We start from the raw sequence: 16,034 nt of genomic DNA, 5'->3' as shown, positions 1-16,034 counted from the left end.
GTGGCGCGGCCGGTCTGGAACGGAATGGTCATGGCGCGTTATCTGTCCTCATCGACGGCGGTCTTTCTGGCGATCATCGGCTTCATGGTCTTCTGGATCGGCGGTGGCATGCTGAACCGCGAGGCGCCCCCGGAACCGCAGCCGGTCGAGATCCCCGTGGCCCATGTCGCGGCCAGCCTGTCGGAGGCCGAACGCATCGTGCCGCGCACGGCGCTGTTCGGGGACGTGGTGCCCGACCAGACCTCGGTCCTGCGGGCGCGGACCGGCGGCATCGTCGAGGAGGTCGTGACCCAGGGCCATGAGGCCCGCCAGGGCGAGGCACTGGCCCGTCTGTCGGCCGACGACCGCGAGGCGGGCGTGGCGCGCGCCCAGGCCGCCGTCGGCTCGGCCGAGCGCGACTATGAGGCCGCGCGCCAGCTGCGCGAGCGGGGCGTGACCTCGGAGGCGGAGCTGCAGTCGCGCTTTGCCCAGCTGGAATCGGCCCGCGCCGAACTGCGCGCGGCCGAGCTGGAGCTGCAGAACACCCGCCTGACCGCGCCCATCACCGGCACCGTCAGCCGCGTCATCGCAGAGACGGGAACCTTCGTCGATGCCGGGGGCGAGGTGCTGGAGATCGTGCGCAACGACCCGCTGATCGCCCGCATCGAGGTGCGCCAGTCCGAGATCACCGCCGTGCGCGTGGGCCAGCAGGCGGGCGTCGTATTTCAGGGCGGGCGCGAGGCCGCGGGCCGGGTGCGCTTCATCGCGCCCGTCGCCACGCCTGAGACCCGAACCTTCCGCGTCGAGGTCGAGATCCCGAACCCCGACGGCATCCCCGCCGGCCTCAGCGCGCAGATCACGCTGGACTTGGAGCCGCAGCTGGCGCACCGCCTGTCGCCTGCGCTGATCCGGCTGGACGATGCCGGGCGGATCGGCGTGTTCATCGTCGCCGATGACGGCCGGACGCTGCGCTTTGCCCCGGTCGAGATCGTTCAGGCCCGCGCCGAGGCGATCTGGGTCACCGGCCTTCCCGAACGCGCGCGCGTCGTGACCATCGCGCAGGGCGCGCTGAGCGACGGCCAGACGGTCCGCGTCAGCGAGACGCCCGAGGAGTATCGCGGCATCCTGGGCGACGCGGAGGCGCCGGTCGATCCGGCCGATCCGGCGGCCGCCGCCGATCTGCTGGGCGCCGCGAACGCGGCCGAACCCGGCGCAGGGGCGGCCGTCCGATGAACGCGATTATCGCGGCGGGGTTCTCTCGGGCGCGGACCATCGTCATGGTCCTGATCGGGCTGCTGCTGTCGGGCGCGATGGCCTATGTCGCCATGCCCAAGGAGTCGATGCCCGAGGTCGACATCCCGATCTTTATCGTCAACGTCACCTACAGCGGCGTCAGCGCCGAGGATTCCGCGACCCTCCTGGCCGAGCCGATCGAACGGCAGGTCAACGCGCTGAACGGTCTGCGCAGCATGCGCACCGTGGCCAGCGAGGGCTTTGCCACCGTCACGCTGGAGTTCCAGCCCGGCTTCGACCAGGATCAGGCCCTGCAGTCCGTGAAGGACGCGGTGGACGACGCGGCCCCCGACATCCCGCCCGAGGCCGACGGCCCCTTCGTGCGCGAGATCGACATGGCGACCTTTCCGATTCTGACGGTGGCGCTGTCCGGTCCGGTCCCGGAACGCGAGCTGATCCGGCTTGGCCGCGCGCTGAGTGACCGGATCGAGACCGTGGGCGGCGTCCTTCAGGCCGACCTGACCGGAGAGCGCGAGGACCAGCTGGAGATCCTGATCGATCCCTTGGCGCTGGAGACTTACGGCATCTCTCCGGACCAGCTGTCGCAGGCGATCCGCGCCAACAACCAGCTGATCGCGGCGGGGTCCTTCGACACCGGGGCAGGGCGGATCGGGGTGTCGATCCCCGGCACGGTGGTGCAGCTGGACCAGATCATGTCGATCCCCGTCCTGGTGGACGGGGCGACGGTGCTGCGCGTCCAGGACGTGGCCGAAGTGCGCCAGACCTTCAAGGACCCGGTCAGCTTCGCGCGCATCGACGGCCAGCCCGCGCTGGCCATCGACGTGCGCAAGTCGGCCGGCGCCAACATCATCGACACCGTCGAGGCGGTCCGCGCCGTGGTCGACGAGACCCGCGCCGACTGGCCCGAGCAGGTCGCCGTCGTCTTCATGAACGACCAGTCCAAGGAGATGCGCAACCTGCTGTCGGACCTGCAGAACAACGTGATCGCGGCCGTCGTGCTGGTCATGCTGGTGACGGTGCTGTTTTTGGGCGTGCGGGCGTCGTTCCTGGTGGCGCTGGCCATTCCGGGCTCGTTCCTCAGCGGCATCCTGATCATCTGGGCGCTCGGCTTCACGATGAACGTCATCGTGCTCTTCGCGCTGATCCTGGTGGTCGGCATGCTGGTCGACGGCGCCATCGTCGTGGTCGAGCTGGGAGAGCGGCTGATCGCGGACGGACAGCCCAAGGCCCGCGCCTACATGCTGGCCGCGCAGCGCATGGCCTGGCCCATCACCACCTCCACGCTGACCACGCTGGCGGTGTTCTTCCCGCTGCTGTTCTGGCCGGGTCTGGCGGGGCAGTTCATGTTCTACCTGCCCGCGACCATGATCGCGGTCCTGCTGATGTCGCTGGCCATGGCGCTGGTCTTCGTGCCGGTGGTGGGTGGCGCCGTGGGCGGGGGTGATCCGCCGCCGCCCGACCCGGATGCGGACGACCGGTCCGGTCTGATGGCGCGGCTGTCGATCTGGACCATCGCGCGGCCGGGCGTCACCCTGGGCCTGTCGATCCTGTCGGTGCTGGTCATCATCTACGCCTATGCGCAGTTCAACCGCGGGGTGGAGTTCTTCCCCGAGACCGACGCCGAACGCGCGCAGATCCAGGTCACCGCCAACGGCAACCTGTCCGTCCAGGAGAGCGACCGGCTGGTGCGGCTGATCGAGCGGCGCATCCTGGGCTTCGACGGGGTCGAGCGCGTCTATGCCCGCACAATCGGCAGCGTCGAGGAGCGCGTCCGCTCCAGCCTGCCAAGCGACGTGATCGGCCAGATCCAGGTCGAGTTCACGGACTGGCGCGGGCGCGATCCGTCCTCGGTGGTGATCGAGCGCATGCGCGAGGCCACGGCCGAGGTGCCGGGCCTGGGCATCCAGATCGAGGCCGCGGCCTCGGGTCCCGGTGCCGCCCGCCCCGTGCAGATCGAGATCTCGGCCACCAGCCGCCCCGTCCTGCAGCAGGTGGCCCAGGAGGTCGAGCGGCTGATGCGAGCACAGGGCCGCTTCGTGGACATCGCCAACGACACACCGCGCCCCAACCCCGAGATCCGCCTGCAGGTCGACCGCGAGGAATCGGCCCGCTACGGCATCGACATGAACACCATCGGCACCGCCGTGCAGCTGCTGACCACGGGGGTGAACCTGGGCACCTATCTGCCCGATTTCGCCGTGGACGAAGTGGATATCGCGCTGCGCTATCCGCCCGAACAGCGCAACCTGGAGAACCTCTCGGCGCTGCGCGTGGTGGGCCCCACCGGTGCGCAGGTGCCCATCACCAACGTGGTCGAGATCCTGCCCGCCCCGGCCCCCGCCGCCATCACCCGCATCGCCGCGCGCGAGACGCAGACCCTGACCGCCGACCTGGCGCCGGGCGCCACGCTGCAGGCCGAGCTGGCCGCGATCCAGGCCGCCATCGACCGGGTCGAGCTGCCCGACGGGGTCGAGATCTCCTTCGGCGGAGAGATCGAGGACCAGCAGGAGGCGATGACCTTCCTGATGGGCGCCTTCGTCGCGGCGATCTTCCTGATGTTCACGATCCTGCTGATCCAGATGAACAGCTTCTATCAGGCCTTCCTGGTGCTGACGGCGATCGTCTTCTCGATCTCGGGCGTGTTCCTGGGGCTGATGGTGCGGCAGGAGGCCTTCTCCATCGTGATGAGCGGCATCGGCATCATGGCGCTGGCGGGGGTGGTGGTGAACAACAACATCGTGCTGATCGACGCCTACAACGAATATCGCGGCGATGGCGACGATCCGGACCGCGCCGCGCGCCGCGCGGCCGCCGAACGTGTGCGGCCGGTCCTGCTGACGGCGGGGACGACGGTGATCGGGCTGATCCCGATGGTCCTGGGCATGACGGTGGACTTCACCGGGCGCGACCTGTTCTTCGGCGCGCCGTCGGGGCAGTTCTGGATCCAGCTGTCGACCGGCATCGCGGGCGGGCTTGTCGTGGCGACGGCTGTGACGCTGGTGCTGACGCCGACGCTGCTGGCCTGGGACGGGCGGCGTCGCTTGGTCCGCGCCGCGCGCCGGTCGGCGGCATAGGGCCGTGCGACGCAAAAGGGCCGCCCGGTCGGGGCGGCCCTTCGCGGCGATGCGCCTTGGTCAGTCGAAGGCGCGGTCGGTGATGGTCGAGACCCAGGCCCCCTCGGGTGCTGCGGCGATCACCGGCTCGGACCCGCCGGCCAGCAGGATGTCCACGGTGCGCTGATAATCGGCCTCGTCCAGCGAACCGTTCGACCCCTCCAGCAGCTTGGCGATCTCGGTCATCATGCGGGTCTGATGCTCCAGGGTCTGCGCGCCGGTCTCATCGTTGTCCAGAACGATCTGGGCTGCCTCCTCGGGGTTCTCGGCCGCATATTGCCAGCCGCGCATGCTGGCGCGGACGAAGGCCACCAGATCGGTCACCTTGGCCTCGTCCGCCAGGGTCTCCTCCAGGACGTAGAGCCCGTCCTCCAGCGTCGCCACGCCCTGGTCCTCATACTTGAAGGTCACCAGATCCTCTGGCGTCAGGCCCGCGTCGATCACCTGCCAGTACTCGTTATAGGTCATGGTGCTGATGCAGGCCGCCTGCTTCTGCAGCAGCGGATCGACGTTGAAGCCCTGCTTCAGCACGGTCACGCCCTCCGCACCGCCCTCGGTCGACAGGCCCAAGGTGCTCATCCAGGACAGGAACGGGTACTCGTTGCCCGCGAACCAGACGCCCAGGGTCTTGCCCGCGAAGTCGGTGGCCGGGTCGGTGATGCCGCTCTCCCTCAGGCAGGTCAGCATCATGCCGGACGACTTGAAGGGCTGGGCGATGTTGACCAAGGGCAGGCCCTTCTCGCGCGCGGCAAGCGCTGCGGGCATCCACTCGACGATCACGTCCGCGCCGCCGCCCGCCAGGACCTGGGTCGGCGCGATGTCCGGGCCACCGGGCAGGATCGTCAGGTTGACGCCCTCCTCCTCATAGAAGCCCTTCTCCTGCGCGACGTAATAGCCCGCGAACTGGGCCTGCGTGACCCATTTCAGCTGCAGCGTCAGATCGCCCGCCTGCGCGCCCCCGGCCATCAGCGCAAGGGACGCGGCCCCGGTCATCAGTCGTGTCATTTCCCGTCTCTCCTGTTGGTGGGGCGGTTGGCCCCGGTTAGTTGCGCTGCGACGGGTGCCAGAACGTCACCTTCTTCTCGATCAGCGCGACAAGTCCATAGAACAGCGTTCCCGCCAGCGCCGCCACGACAATCTCGGCCCAGACCAGCGGCAGGTCCAGCCGCCCCACGGCGGTCGAGATGCGAAACCCCATGCCGCGCGTCGGGCTGCCGAAGAATTCGGCAACGATCGCACCGATCAGGGCCAGCGTGGTGGTGATCTTCAACCCGTTGAAGAGGAACGGCATCGCCGCGGGCAGGCGCAGCTTCCACAGGCTGGCCCCGTAGGGCGCGGCCCAGCTGGCCATCAGGTCACGCTGCATCGCGTCGGTAGCCTTAAGCCCCGCGACCATGTTCACCAGGATCGGAAAGAAGACCATCACCACGACCACGGCCGCCTTCGACTGCCAGTCGAAGCCGAACCACATGACCAGGATCGGCGCGATGCCGACGATGGGCAAGGCCGCGACGAAGTTCCCGATGGGCAGCAGCCCGCGCTGCAGGAAGGGGCTGCGGTCGATGGCGATCGCGGTCAGCACCGCCGCCGCCGCCCCGATCAACCAGCCGGTCAGCGCGCCCTTCGCGATGGTCTGGGCGAAGTCGGTCCAGAGGATTCCGGTATTGGCCGCGAAGCTGGCCGCGATCTGGCTGGGCGCGGGCAGGATGACGGTCGGCACGTCATAGGTCTGCACCACCATCTCCCACAGCAGGATGACGGTCGCGCCGAAGATGATGGCGACCAGAGCGCGGGACGCGCGGGTGTCGATGCGCGACAGCCAGATGTTCAGTGCCCAACCGCCCAGCCAGACGCCGATGATGGGAAGCGCGCTCATCGGGCCAGCCCCATGCGGATCAGCGTCGCGCGTTCGATCACTCCGACGATGGCGACCAAGGCCGCGGCCAGGATCGCGGCGGTGAACAGCGCCGACCAGATCTGCACCGTCTGGCCGTAATAGCTGCCAGACAGCAGGCGCGCGCCCAGGCCCGCCGTGGCACCCGCGGGCAGTTCGCCTACGATGGTGCCGACCAGGGCGGCGGCGATCGCGACCTTCAGGCTGGCGAACAGGTAGGGCAGGGATGCGGGCAGGCGCAGATGCCACAGGACCTGCGCGCGCCCCGCGCTCCAGCTGCGCATCTGGTCCAGCTGCATTCCGTCGGGGTTGCGCAGGCCCTTGACCATGCCGACCAGCACCGGAAAGAACGACAGCCAGGCCGCGATGATGGCCTTGGGCAGAAGGCCCGTGACACCCATGCTGGACAGGACCACGATCACCATCGGCGCGATGGCGAGGATCGGCACCGTCTGGCTGGCCACGGCCCAAGGCATGACCGACTGGTCCATGCTGCGGCTGTGCACGATGCCCACAGCCAGCAGGATGCCCGCCGCCGTGCCGATGGCAAAGCCCGCCAGCGTCGCCGACAGCGTCACCCAGGCATGCCAGACCAGGCTGCGGCGCGAGGTGATGGCCTGACCGGCGATCCCCTCCCACAGCCCGACCGCGACCTGATGGGGGGCGGGCAGGACGGGGCGGTCCTGGTTCAGCGTGCGCGCGACGAGGTCGGGCAGGGTCAGCTCGATCCCGGCGCGGGCGGCCTGGTCGCGCTCCCAGGTTGCGTTCATGCGGATCGCGGCGAGATACCAGACCGCGACGATGGCCAGCAGCACCGTCAGGACGGGAAGCGTCCTAGTCATGGGCATGCCCGTCGCGCAGGCCCTCGCGGACCTCATGGGCCAGGGCGATGAATTCGGGCGTGTCGCGGATGTCCAGCGGCCGGTCCGGGGGCAGGGTGCTGTCGATCACGCGGGTGATCCGCCCCGGACGCGGCGACATGACGACGATCTTGGTCGAGAGATAGACCGCCTCCGGGATCGAATGGGTGACGAAGCCGATGGTCTTGCCGGTCTTGCGCCACAGCGCCAGCAGCGCCTCGTTCAGGCGGTCGCGCACGATCTCGTCCAGCGCGCCGAAGGGCTCGTCCATCAGCAGGATGTCGGCGTCGAAGGCCAGCGCGCGGGCGATGCTGGCACGCTGCTGCATGCCGCCCGACAGCTGCCAAGGGAACTTGCCGCCAAAGCCCGACAGCTCGACCAGATCCAGGACGCGAGCGATGCGTTCTGCGCGGTCTGCCTTGGAAAACCCCATGATCTCAAGGGGCAGGGAGATGTTCCCCGAAATCGTCCGCCACGGATAGAGGCCCGGCGCCTGAAAGACATAGCCATAGGCCCGCGCCCGCCGGGCCGCATCCGGCGCCATGCCGTTGACGCTCAGCGTGCCGCCGGTCGGCGTCTCCAGCGCGGCGATGCTGCGCAGGAAGGTCGTCTTGCCGCAGCCCGACGGCCCGATGAAGCTGACGAACTCGCCGGGCGCGATGTCCAGGGTCACGTCCTTCAGCGCATGGACCGGCCCGTCGGCGGTGTGAAAGGTCAGGCCGACGTCGCGGGCCCGGATGACGGCTTCCACGATCAGACCCCGCTGACCGGAATGCCGCCGCGCGCGATCGGGCGGGGGGCGGTCAGCTCCTTCCACGCGCTCAGCGCGCGGTTGACCGTGCCGCGCGGCTCGCGCGCGACGAATTCACCATGGCCCTCACGGCTGTCCACCTTGCCCTCGGTCACGGCGACGACGCCGCGGGTCAGGGTGAAGCGCGGCAGGCCCTTCACCCGCTGCCCCTCGAAGACGTTGTAGTCGATGGCCGACTGCTGCGCGCCGGCGGTGATGGTCTTCTCCGCCTCGGGGTCCCAGACCACCAGATCGGCGTCGCTGCCCACCAGCACCGCGCCCTTGCGGGGATACATGCCCAGGATCTTGGCGATGTTGGTCGAGGTCACGGCCACGAATTCGTTCGGCGTCAGGCGTCCCGTGCCGACCCCCTGCGTCCACAGCATCGGCATCCGGTCCTCGAGGCCCCCGGTGCCGTTCGGGATCTTGGTGAAATCGCCGCGGCCGGTGCGCTTCTGCTCGGTCGTGAAGGCGCAGTGGTCGGTGGCGACCACCGACAGGCTCCCGGATTGCAGCCCTGCCCAGAGGCTGTCCTGATGCTGCTTGTTGCGGAACGGGGGCGACATGACCCGCCGCGCGGCATGGTCCCAATCGGCGTTGAAATACTCGGTCTCGTCCAGCGTCAGGTGCTGGATCAGCGGCTCGCCCCAGACCCGCTTGCCGGCAGCGCGGGCGCGGCGGATCGCCTCGTGGCTGTCCTCGCAGCTGACATGCACGACATAGAGCGGCACGCCCGCCATGTCGGCCACCATGATCGCGCGGTTCGTGGCCTCGCCCTCGACCTGCGGCGGGCGGGAATAGGCATGCGCCTCGGGGCCGGTATTGCCCTCGGCCAGCAGGCGCGCGGAGAGTTCGGCCACGACATCGCCGTTCTCGGCATGCACCATCGCGACGCCGCCCAGATCGCCCACGCGCCGGAAGGACGCGAACAGCTCGTCGTCATTCACCATCAGCGCGCCCTTGTAGGCCATGAAATGCTTGAAGCTGGTGATGCCGCGATCGACGATCGCCTGCATCTCGTCATGGACCTGCTCTCCCCACCAGGTCACCGCCATGTGGTAGCTGTAGTCGCAATGCGCCCGACCCGCCTTGTTGTCCCACATCTGCAGCGCGTCCAGCAGGCCTTGGCCGGGCGAGGGCAGGGCGAAGTCCACCACCATCGTGGTGCCCCCCGCCAGCGCGGCGCGGGTGCCGCTCTCGAAGTCATCTGCCGAGTAGGTGCCCATGAAGGGCATCTCCAGATGCGTGTGCGGGTCGATGCCGCCCGGCATGATCAGGCAGCCGCTGGCGTCCAGGACCGTGTCTCCCACCAGCCCCTGACCGATGGCGGCGATCCGGCCCCCCTCGATCAGCACATCCGCCGCATAGCTCAGATCCGCCGTGACGATCGTGCCGCCCCTGATGACCGTGCCCATCGCATCCCTCTTCTTCATCCAAATATCCTGGGGGTCCGGGGGTGAAACCCCCGGTCGGGTTCGCGTCAGCGGACGATCTCGGCCGCGTCCAGCACCGCATGCAGCAGCACGTCGCAGCCCGCGCGCGCCCAGTCCGGCGTGATCGCCTCGGCCTCGTTATGGCTCAGGCCCCCCTCGCAGGGGCACATGATCATCACCGTGGGCGCGACCTTGGCGATCCAGCAGGCGTCGTGACCGGCGCCCGACACGATGTCCATGTGGCTGTACCCCAACCGCTCGGCCGCATCGCGGACCTTGCCGACCAGGCCTGCGTCAAAGGTCACCGGATCGAAATGGCCGACCGGCTCGATCTCGATGCCCAGGCCCAGTTCTGATGCGATGTCAGCGGCTTCCGCCTCCAACCTCGACCGCATCGAGGTGAGCTTGCCCAGATCGGGCGAGCGGAAGTCGATGCAGAAGACCGCCTTGCCCGGGATCACGTTGCGGCTGTTGGGAAACAGGTTCGCCTGACCCACGGCGCCCACGGCATTCGGCTGGTGGTCCATGGCGATGCGGTGCACGGCCTCAATGATCCGCGCCATGCCCAGTCCGGCATTGACGCGCAGATGCATGGGCGTCGATCCGGTATGCGCATCCTTGCCGGTCAAGGTGACCTGCAGCCACCACAGACCCTGCCCATGGGTCACGACGCCGATCTGCTTGCCCTCGGCCTCCAGGATCGGTCCCTGCTCGATGTGATACTCGAACATCGCGTGGATGCGCCGGTCGCCGGGAGCCTCGTCGCCGCGCCAGCCGATCCGGTCCAGCTCATCTCCGAACCGCTTGCCCTCGGCATCCTGACGCCTGTTGGCATAATCCTCGGTCAGCACGCCCGCGAAGACGCCCGAGGCCAGCATGGCGGGCGCAAAGCGCGCCCCTTCCTCGTTAGTCCAGTTGGTCACCACGATGGGCCGCCGCGTCCGGATGCCCAGATCGCGGATCGAGCGGATCACCTCCAGCCCCGCCAGCACCCCCAGCACGCCGTCATAGCGTCCGCCGGTGGGCTGCGTGTCAAGGTGGCTGCCGATATAGACCGGGTCGAGGTCCGGCTCAGTCCCCTCGTGGCGCATGAACATGTTGCCCATGCGGTCGAGGCCCATGCTCATCCCCGCTTCCTCGCACCAGCGGCGGAACAGGGCGCGCCCCTCGGCATCGGCATCGGTCAGTGTCTGGCGGTTGCAGCCCCCGGCGATGCCCGGCCCGATCTGGGCCATCCGGTCCAGACTGTCCCACAGCCGGTCGCCGTCCACCGTGATGTTGGCAGCCGCCATCACGCCACTTGCGTCGCTCATTCTCGGTCCTTCCTGTCGGGCCGCCCCGTTCTGTCGCGGGGTCGGCTGGATGGGTGTGCCGCCTTCAGGCGGCGGTCTTCAGCACCTCGCCCAGGGTGCCGATCAGATGATCGATCTGGGCCTCGCTGATGATCAGGGGGGGCGACATGGCGATGATATCGCCGGTGACGCGGATCAGGATGCCCGCCTCGAAGGCGCGCAGGAACACGTCGAAGGCGCGCTTGCCGGGCTGGCCGTCGATCGAGGCCAGTTCCACGGCGCCGATCAGCCCCATGTTGCGGATGTCGACGACATGGGGATGGTCGCGCAGCCCGTGCAGGGCCTCCTGCCAATAGGTCTCCAGGCTGGCGGCGCGGGTCAGCAGACCCTCCTCGGCATAGGTGTCCAGCGTGGCGATGGCCGCGGCGCAGCTGATCGGGTTGCCGGAATAGGTATAGCCGTGGAACAGCTCGATGATGTGCTCGGGGCCCTGCATGAAGGCGTCGTGGATCTCAGCCGTGGCCAGGACGGCGCCCATCGGGATGACACCGTTGGTCAGGCCCTTGGCGCAGGTGATCATGTCGGGGATCACGCCGAAATGCTGGGCGGCGAAGGGGCTGCCAAGGCGACCGAAGCCGGTGATGACCTCGTCGAAGATCAGCAGGATGCCGTGCTTTTTCGTGATCGCGCGCAGCTTTTCCAGATAGCCCTTGGGCGGCATCAGCACGCCGGTCGACCCGGCCATCGGCTCGACGATGACGGCGGCGATGGTCTCGGCGCCGTGCAGGGCGACCATGCGCTCCAGCTCGTCGGCCAGATGGGCGCCGTGTTCGGGCTGACCCTTGGTGAACAGGTTCTGCGGCAGGTGGGTGTGGGGCATGTGGTCGACGCCCGCCAGCAGCGTGCCGAAATGGCGGCGGTTGTTGACGATGCCGCCGACCGAGATGCCGCCGAAGCCCACGCCGTGATAGCCCCGCTCGCGTCCGATCAGCCGCGTCCGTGCCGCATCGCCCCGCGCGCGGTGATAGGCGAGGGCGATCTTCAGCGCCGTGTCGACCGCCTCCGACCCGGAATTGCAGTAGAAGACGTGCTCCATCCCGTCGGGCGCGATGTCCACGATGCGGTTGGCCAGCTCGAAGGCCAGCGGATGGCCCATCTGGAAGGCGGGCGCATAGTCCAGCTCACCCACCTGCTGCTGCACGGCCTCGGTGATCTTCGGACGGCAGTGGCCCGCGTTGCAGCACCACAGGCCCGCGGTCCCGTCCAGGATCTGGCGGCCGTCGGCGGCGGTGTAGTGCATGTCCTGCGAGGCGACCAGCATCCGCGGGGCCGACTTGAACTGCCGGTTGGCGGTGAACGGCATCCAGAAGGCACGCAGGTCGTTCGGGGCGGGCTTGCGGTCAAGCGGCATGGGGGTCGTCCTCACGTATTATTGACCAAACGGTCAGGAACAGGCTAGCACGGGGCAGGAGGCAGTCAAGCGTCCTGACGGGCCGGAACGCAAATCCGGCCGATCTGCCCAAAAACGGATCATGCCAGAGACCGAGGCCCGATGACAGACGCCACCGCTTCCCCGATGACCCGGATTCAGCAAAAGAACCGCGACCTGATCCTGGCGGGGGCGCTGGAGGCGTTCTCGGCCAACGGGCTGCGGGGCGCGACGATCGACCAGATCGCCAAGGCCGCGGGTCTGTCCAAGCCGAACGTCCTCTATTACTTCCCGTCCAAGGACGACATCCACAAGGCGTTGCTGACCGCGCTTCTGGACATGTGGCTGGCCCCCATGCAGCAGATCGACCCCGCGGGCGAGCCGTTGGAGGAGGTGCTGGCTTATGTGCGGGCCAAGATGCTGATGTCACGCGACTTTCCACGTGAAAGCCGGCTGTTCGCGCATGAGATCCTGCAGGGCGCGCCGCATCTGACCGAGATCCTGGGCGGCGGCCTGCGCGAGATCGTGGACCGCACCGTGGGGGTCCTGGAGGGCTGGATGGCGGAGGGGCGGCTGGCACGGGTCGAGCCGCGCCACCTGATCTTCTCGATCTGGGCGATGACCCAGCACTATGCCGATTTCGAGACCCAGGTCCGCGCCGTCCTGGGCGAGGGCCGCGACCCGGTGGCCGAGGGCGGGGCGTTCCTGGACGACCTTTATCGCAAGCTGCTGACGCCCTGACCGGCCCTCAGGCGGGCTTGTCCAGCATCTCGGCCGCGACCAGAATCAGCGACAGGTTCTCATGCGCCGCGGCGATGAAGTCCTGGCGCGCACCCGACACCCAGTCCTTCGTCGCGGCATTGGTCGCGGCGATCACCGCGGCGGCCAGGATCTCGACCACGCGCTCGTCCGATCCGGGCAGGCGGCGGTGCAGCAGGCTGCGCATCTGCGCGCGGCGCGCCAGCATGTAGCTGTTGCGCAGCGCCTCCAGCTTGGGGTCGCTCTCGGCGAGCGACAGGATCGCGCCGATCATCTCGCGTTCGTGCAGGAAGCGCGTCAGATGCGCCTCGACCAGGCGGGCCAGATCGTCGATCAGCCGCCCCTTGCCCGCCATGAATACCTCGGACGCGTCGGGCGGATAGTTCGGCGGCGGCCCCATCAGGGCGGCCTCCTTGTAGGGGTAGTAGTTGAAGAAGGTCCGCGTGCTGATCTCGGCATGCCGAGCGATGGCCTCGGTCGTCACGTTGGCCAGACCGTCCCGAAGGGCCAGTTCCACGGCGGCGGCCTGGATCTTCTTGGCGGTCCGAAACCTGCGGGTGTCAAAAGGGCTCATGGGGTCCGATCGCTGGATTGTATCGGTACAGCGTCGCAAGCCGCGCGACGCGGGGCAAGCCCCAAATTGCGGAAAACGCCGTTCGCGGCTGCGAAGGGCGTCTGCGCATCTGCGGCAGGCAGGGACGGATCAGCTGCCCCAGGTCCGGACCGGGCCGCAATCCATGTGCACGAAGTTCGACCGGCTGTAGCGTCCCACGCCACCCGCGCGGCAGGCCGCGGCCGCCTGGTAGATCTGCCCGACCGAGCGCGACTTCAGCCGCAGGTCGGCGGCCTTGCCGGTCATGTGCAGCGAGTTCTGCGCCACGCCGCTGGACTGGCGCCGCAGCATCGCGTTGGTGCGGGGCGAGCGGTAGCCCGACAGCATCATGTAGGGCTCGTTGGTCTGCAACAGGCGCGACGAGGCGGCCGCCACGTCGACCATCCGCGGATCGACGCCGATCACCTCTCCGGTGCGCCAGTCGCGCATGAAGATGTTGATCTCGTTCAGCGCCTCGCGGATGTACTTGCCATCGACCCAGTAGACCGTGTCCAGACTTTCGCCGGTACGGCCCGAATACATCCGGATGCGTCGCATGTCGCCCGCGTTTCCGCGCAGAAAGCCGAAGGCGTTGGCCATCACCGGAGCTGCCGCAACGCTGGTGGCCGCGAACACGCCAAGAATGCCGCGACGCGAGATAAGATCCATTGTCATGTCAGATCGCCTGTCCTGCTTCGTTTTTTCAGCCGGCAACAAGATGCGGCCCGTCGTGGTTTATCCCCGACCTGATTAACAATATGTCAAAACACAGTGCGCGCCGAAACAGATTCTGGCCCGGCCGGAACATAATGCCCGGATCTCGGCAAGATACCGCCGAAAATCGCGGCTGTGGCGCAATCGGCAAGGTGCTGTGCCTTTTTCGCAACCACGGTGTTTTCACCATGCCTTCAAGGGGCTGGGGCATGGCGCGGCGGGCGCGGCTGTGGGATGATCGGGGTCTGTTCTGAGGGGTGTGTCATGTCGGTTCTGATGCGGTTGGGCGTGGCGGCGCTGACGTTGTCGGTGGCCATGGGCGGGGTCGCGGGGCCGGTTCGGTCACAGGGTGCTCTCGATCGCGTGACCGTGGCCGCGGCGCCACGGCTGGACTTCTCCGAGGCGCAGATGGCCTTGGCGCTGGCGGTGGCGGGCGATCCGGATCTGGCCGCCTTCTATGGCGGCAACGGCCTGCGTCCGATCTTCCTGGGTCCCGAATCCGAGGCGCGTCGCGCGGCCCTGCGCGCGGGCATCGCCGCCGCGCCGCGCCACGGCATTCCCTCCGCCCGCTATCGCCCTGAGACGCTGACAGCTGGCGCAGACGATCTGGCGGCCGAGCTGGCCCATGCGCGCGCCCTGTCTCGGCTGCTGCGCGACCTGACGGGCGGCGTGCTGGACCCCGGCCGCGTCGACCCCGAGATCAAGCGGCGCCCCGACCGCGCCGCGATGGCGCGGCTGCTGGCCCGGTTCCAAGCGGCGGCCGATCCCGCGGCGGTGCTGGCCGATGCCGCGCCCCGCCACCCGGCCTACGCCACGCTGCAGGAGGCGCTGGCAGGGCCGGCGGCGCTGGTCGTGCCCGCCGATCTGCCGCGCGTCCCCGTTGGCGTGTGGCGGCCCGGCGACCGCGGCGACGGCGTGGCGGCGCTGCGCGGGCGGCTGAGCGCCATCGGCTTCGCATCGGCGGGCGGCGATGCGACGGCCTTCGACGCGACGCTTGCGGATGCGGTCGCGGCCTATCAGCGGGTGGCGGGTCTGCCGGCCGACGGCATCGCCGGGCCGCGCACGCTGGCGCTGCTGAACGGCGACGCGACGGGCGGTCAGGACGCCCGCCAGCGCGCGATCGTCGTCGCGCTGGAGCGGCTGCGCTGGATGGCCGGCGCGGATGTCGAGAGCCGGCATGTCTGGGTGAACATCCCCGAATTCACCACCGTCATCGTCGAGAACGGGCAGGAGGTGTTCCGCACCCGCAGCGTCATGGGCAAGGACACCCCCGAGATGCGCACGCCCGAATTCTCGGAGCTGATGTCGAACGTGGTGGTCAATCCCAGCTGGAACGTGCCGCGCTCCATCGCGATGCGGGACTATCTGCCGCGCCTGCAGGCCAACCGGCATGCGCTGTCGCATCTGGACGTGGTGGACGGGCAGGGGCGGGTGCTGGCGCGCGACGGCATCGACTTCTCGCGCTACAGCGCCTCCAGCTTTCCGTTCCGCCTGCGCCAGAAGCCGAGCGACGACAATGCCCTGGGCGTCGTCAAGTTCATCTTTCCGAACCCCTGGAACATCTATCTGCACGACACGCCGTCCAAGCACCTCTTCGCCAACCGCGTGCGGGCCGAGTCGAACGGCTGCATCCGCATCGGCGACCCGGTCGATCTGGCCCGTGCGCTGCTGTCGCGCCAGACGGACGACCCGGCCGCCATGTTCCAGCGCGCCCGCGACCGCGAGCGTGAGATCTGGCTGAAGCTGGAGCCGGCGGTGCCGGTCCATCTGGTCTACTTCACCGCATGGCCCGATGCCGACGGCACGGTGCGGCTGTTCGACGACATCTATGGCCGCGATGCCCGCATCTGGCAGGCGCTGGAGGATCAGGGCTTCGGCGCCGCCGCGCCCGAGCGGCTGGCCGAGCTGCCGCCGCGGCCCTGACG

13 protein-coding genes are annotated in these 16,034 nt (G+C 68.8%); 4 read left to right on the top strand and 9 right to left on the bottom strand.

Translation table 11 applies throughout. The features are described from left to right. Window positions 1-30: 30 nt before the first annotated feature. Window positions 31-1,212 (top strand): efflux RND transporter periplasmic adaptor subunit, encoded by a 1,182-nt coding sequence (locus AACG61_RS08875; RefSeq protein WP_411836778.1) that lies wholly within the window; start codon window positions 31-33, stop codon window positions 1,210-1,212. Beyond that, the gene (locus AACG61_RS08870; RefSeq protein WP_411836777.1) at window positions 1,209-4,307 is read left to right on the top strand and encodes an efflux RND transporter permease subunit; all 3,099 of its coding nucleotides are present in this window, start codon (window positions 1,209-1,211) and stop codon (window positions 4,305-4,307) included. Before AACG61_RS08875 ends, AACG61_RS08870 begins: the two co-directional genes overlap by 4 nt. Window positions 4,308-4,367: 60 nt before the next feature. Here the strand turns inward: AACG61_RS08870 and AACG61_RS08865 are convergent, their stop codons facing one another. The 7 genes from AACG61_RS08865 to AACG61_RS08835 form a co-directional block, all read right to left on the bottom strand. Next, on the bottom strand, window positions 4,368-5,351 hold the full coding sequence (locus AACG61_RS08865) for an ABC transporter substrate-binding protein (protein ID WP_411836776.1): 984 nt from the start codon (window positions 5,349-5,351) through the stop codon (window positions 4,368-4,370). A gap of 37 nt (window positions 5,352-5,388) precedes the next feature. Further along, window positions 5,389-6,222 carry an ABC transporter permease gene (locus AACG61_RS08860; RefSeq protein WP_411836775.1) on the bottom strand — a complete coding sequence of 278 codons (834 nt, stop codon included), beginning with the start codon at window positions 6,220-6,222 and terminating at the stop codon, window positions 5,389-5,391. Next, the gene (locus tag AACG61_RS08855; protein WP_411836774.1) at window positions 6,219-7,082 is read right to left on the bottom strand and encodes an ABC transporter permease; all 864 of its coding nucleotides are present in this window, start codon (window positions 7,080-7,082) and stop codon (window positions 6,219-6,221) included. Before AACG61_RS08855 ends, AACG61_RS08860 begins: the two co-directional genes overlap by 4 nt. Then, window positions 7,075-7,854, bottom strand: a complete 780-nt coding sequence (locus tag AACG61_RS08850) for an ABC transporter ATP-binding protein (RefSeq protein WP_411839487.1) — start codon at window positions 7,852-7,854, stop codon at window positions 7,075-7,077. Before AACG61_RS08850 ends, AACG61_RS08855 begins: the two co-directional genes overlap by 8 nt. Beyond that, window positions 7,854-9,305 (bottom strand): dihydropyrimidinase, encoded by a 1,452-nt coding sequence (gene hydA, locus AACG61_RS08845; protein ID WP_411839486.1) that lies wholly within the window; start codon window positions 9,303-9,305, stop codon window positions 7,854-7,856. Before hydA ends, AACG61_RS08850 begins: the two co-directional genes overlap by 1 nt. Window positions 9,306-9,370: 65 nt before the next feature. Beyond that, complete coding sequence (locus AACG61_RS08840) at window positions 9,371-10,636, bottom strand: Zn-dependent hydrolase (protein ID WP_411836773.1); 1,266 nt, start codon at window positions 10,634-10,636, stop codon at window positions 9,371-9,373. 64 nt (window positions 10,637-10,700) lie between these two features. After that, window positions 10,701-12,026 (bottom strand): aspartate aminotransferase family protein, encoded by a 1,326-nt coding sequence (locus AACG61_RS08835; protein WP_411836772.1) that lies wholly within the window; start codon window positions 12,024-12,026, stop codon window positions 10,701-10,703. A 165-nt stretch (window positions 12,027-12,191) separates the two neighbouring features. On the opposite strand from AACG61_RS08835, the gene AACG61_RS08830 reads away from it, so the two are divergent. Beyond that, entirely contained in the window at window positions 12,192-12,785 is a 594-nt protein-coding gene (locus AACG61_RS08830) for a TetR family transcriptional regulator C-terminal domain-containing protein (protein ID WP_411836771.1), read from the top strand. Between the two features lie 7 nt (window positions 12,786-12,792). Here the strand turns inward: AACG61_RS08830 and AACG61_RS08825 are convergent, their stop codons facing one another. Together AACG61_RS08825 and AACG61_RS08820 are read right to left on the bottom strand one after the other, a co-directional pair. Continuing rightward, complete coding sequence (locus tag AACG61_RS08825; RefSeq protein ID WP_411836770.1) at window positions 12,793-13,377, bottom strand: TetR/AcrR family transcriptional regulator; 585 nt, start codon at window positions 13,375-13,377, stop codon at window positions 12,793-12,795. Window positions 13,378-13,506: 129 nt separating this feature from the next. After that, window positions 13,507-14,070: a YcbK family protein gene (locus AACG61_RS08820; RefSeq protein ID WP_411836769.1), complete on the bottom strand. Its 564-nt coding sequence runs from the start codon at window positions 14,068-14,070 to the stop codon at window positions 13,507-13,509. Between the two features lie 303 nt (window positions 14,071-14,373). Between AACG61_RS08820 and AACG61_RS08815 the strand changes: the two genes are divergently transcribed. Continuing rightward, entirely contained in the window at window positions 14,374-16,032 is a 1,659-nt protein-coding gene (locus AACG61_RS08815) for a L,D-transpeptidase family protein (RefSeq protein WP_411836768.1), read from the top strand. Window positions 16,033-16,034 lie beyond the last annotated feature (2 nt).

Source organism: Paracoccus sp. ME4 (assembly GCF_046736325.1).
Taxonomy (GTDB): Bacteria; Pseudomonadota; Alphaproteobacteria; order Rhodobacterales; family Rhodobacteraceae; genus Paracoccus.
Note: the sequence above shows the minus strand (reverse complement) of the source record. Positions and strands in the feature narration are given on the sequence as shown.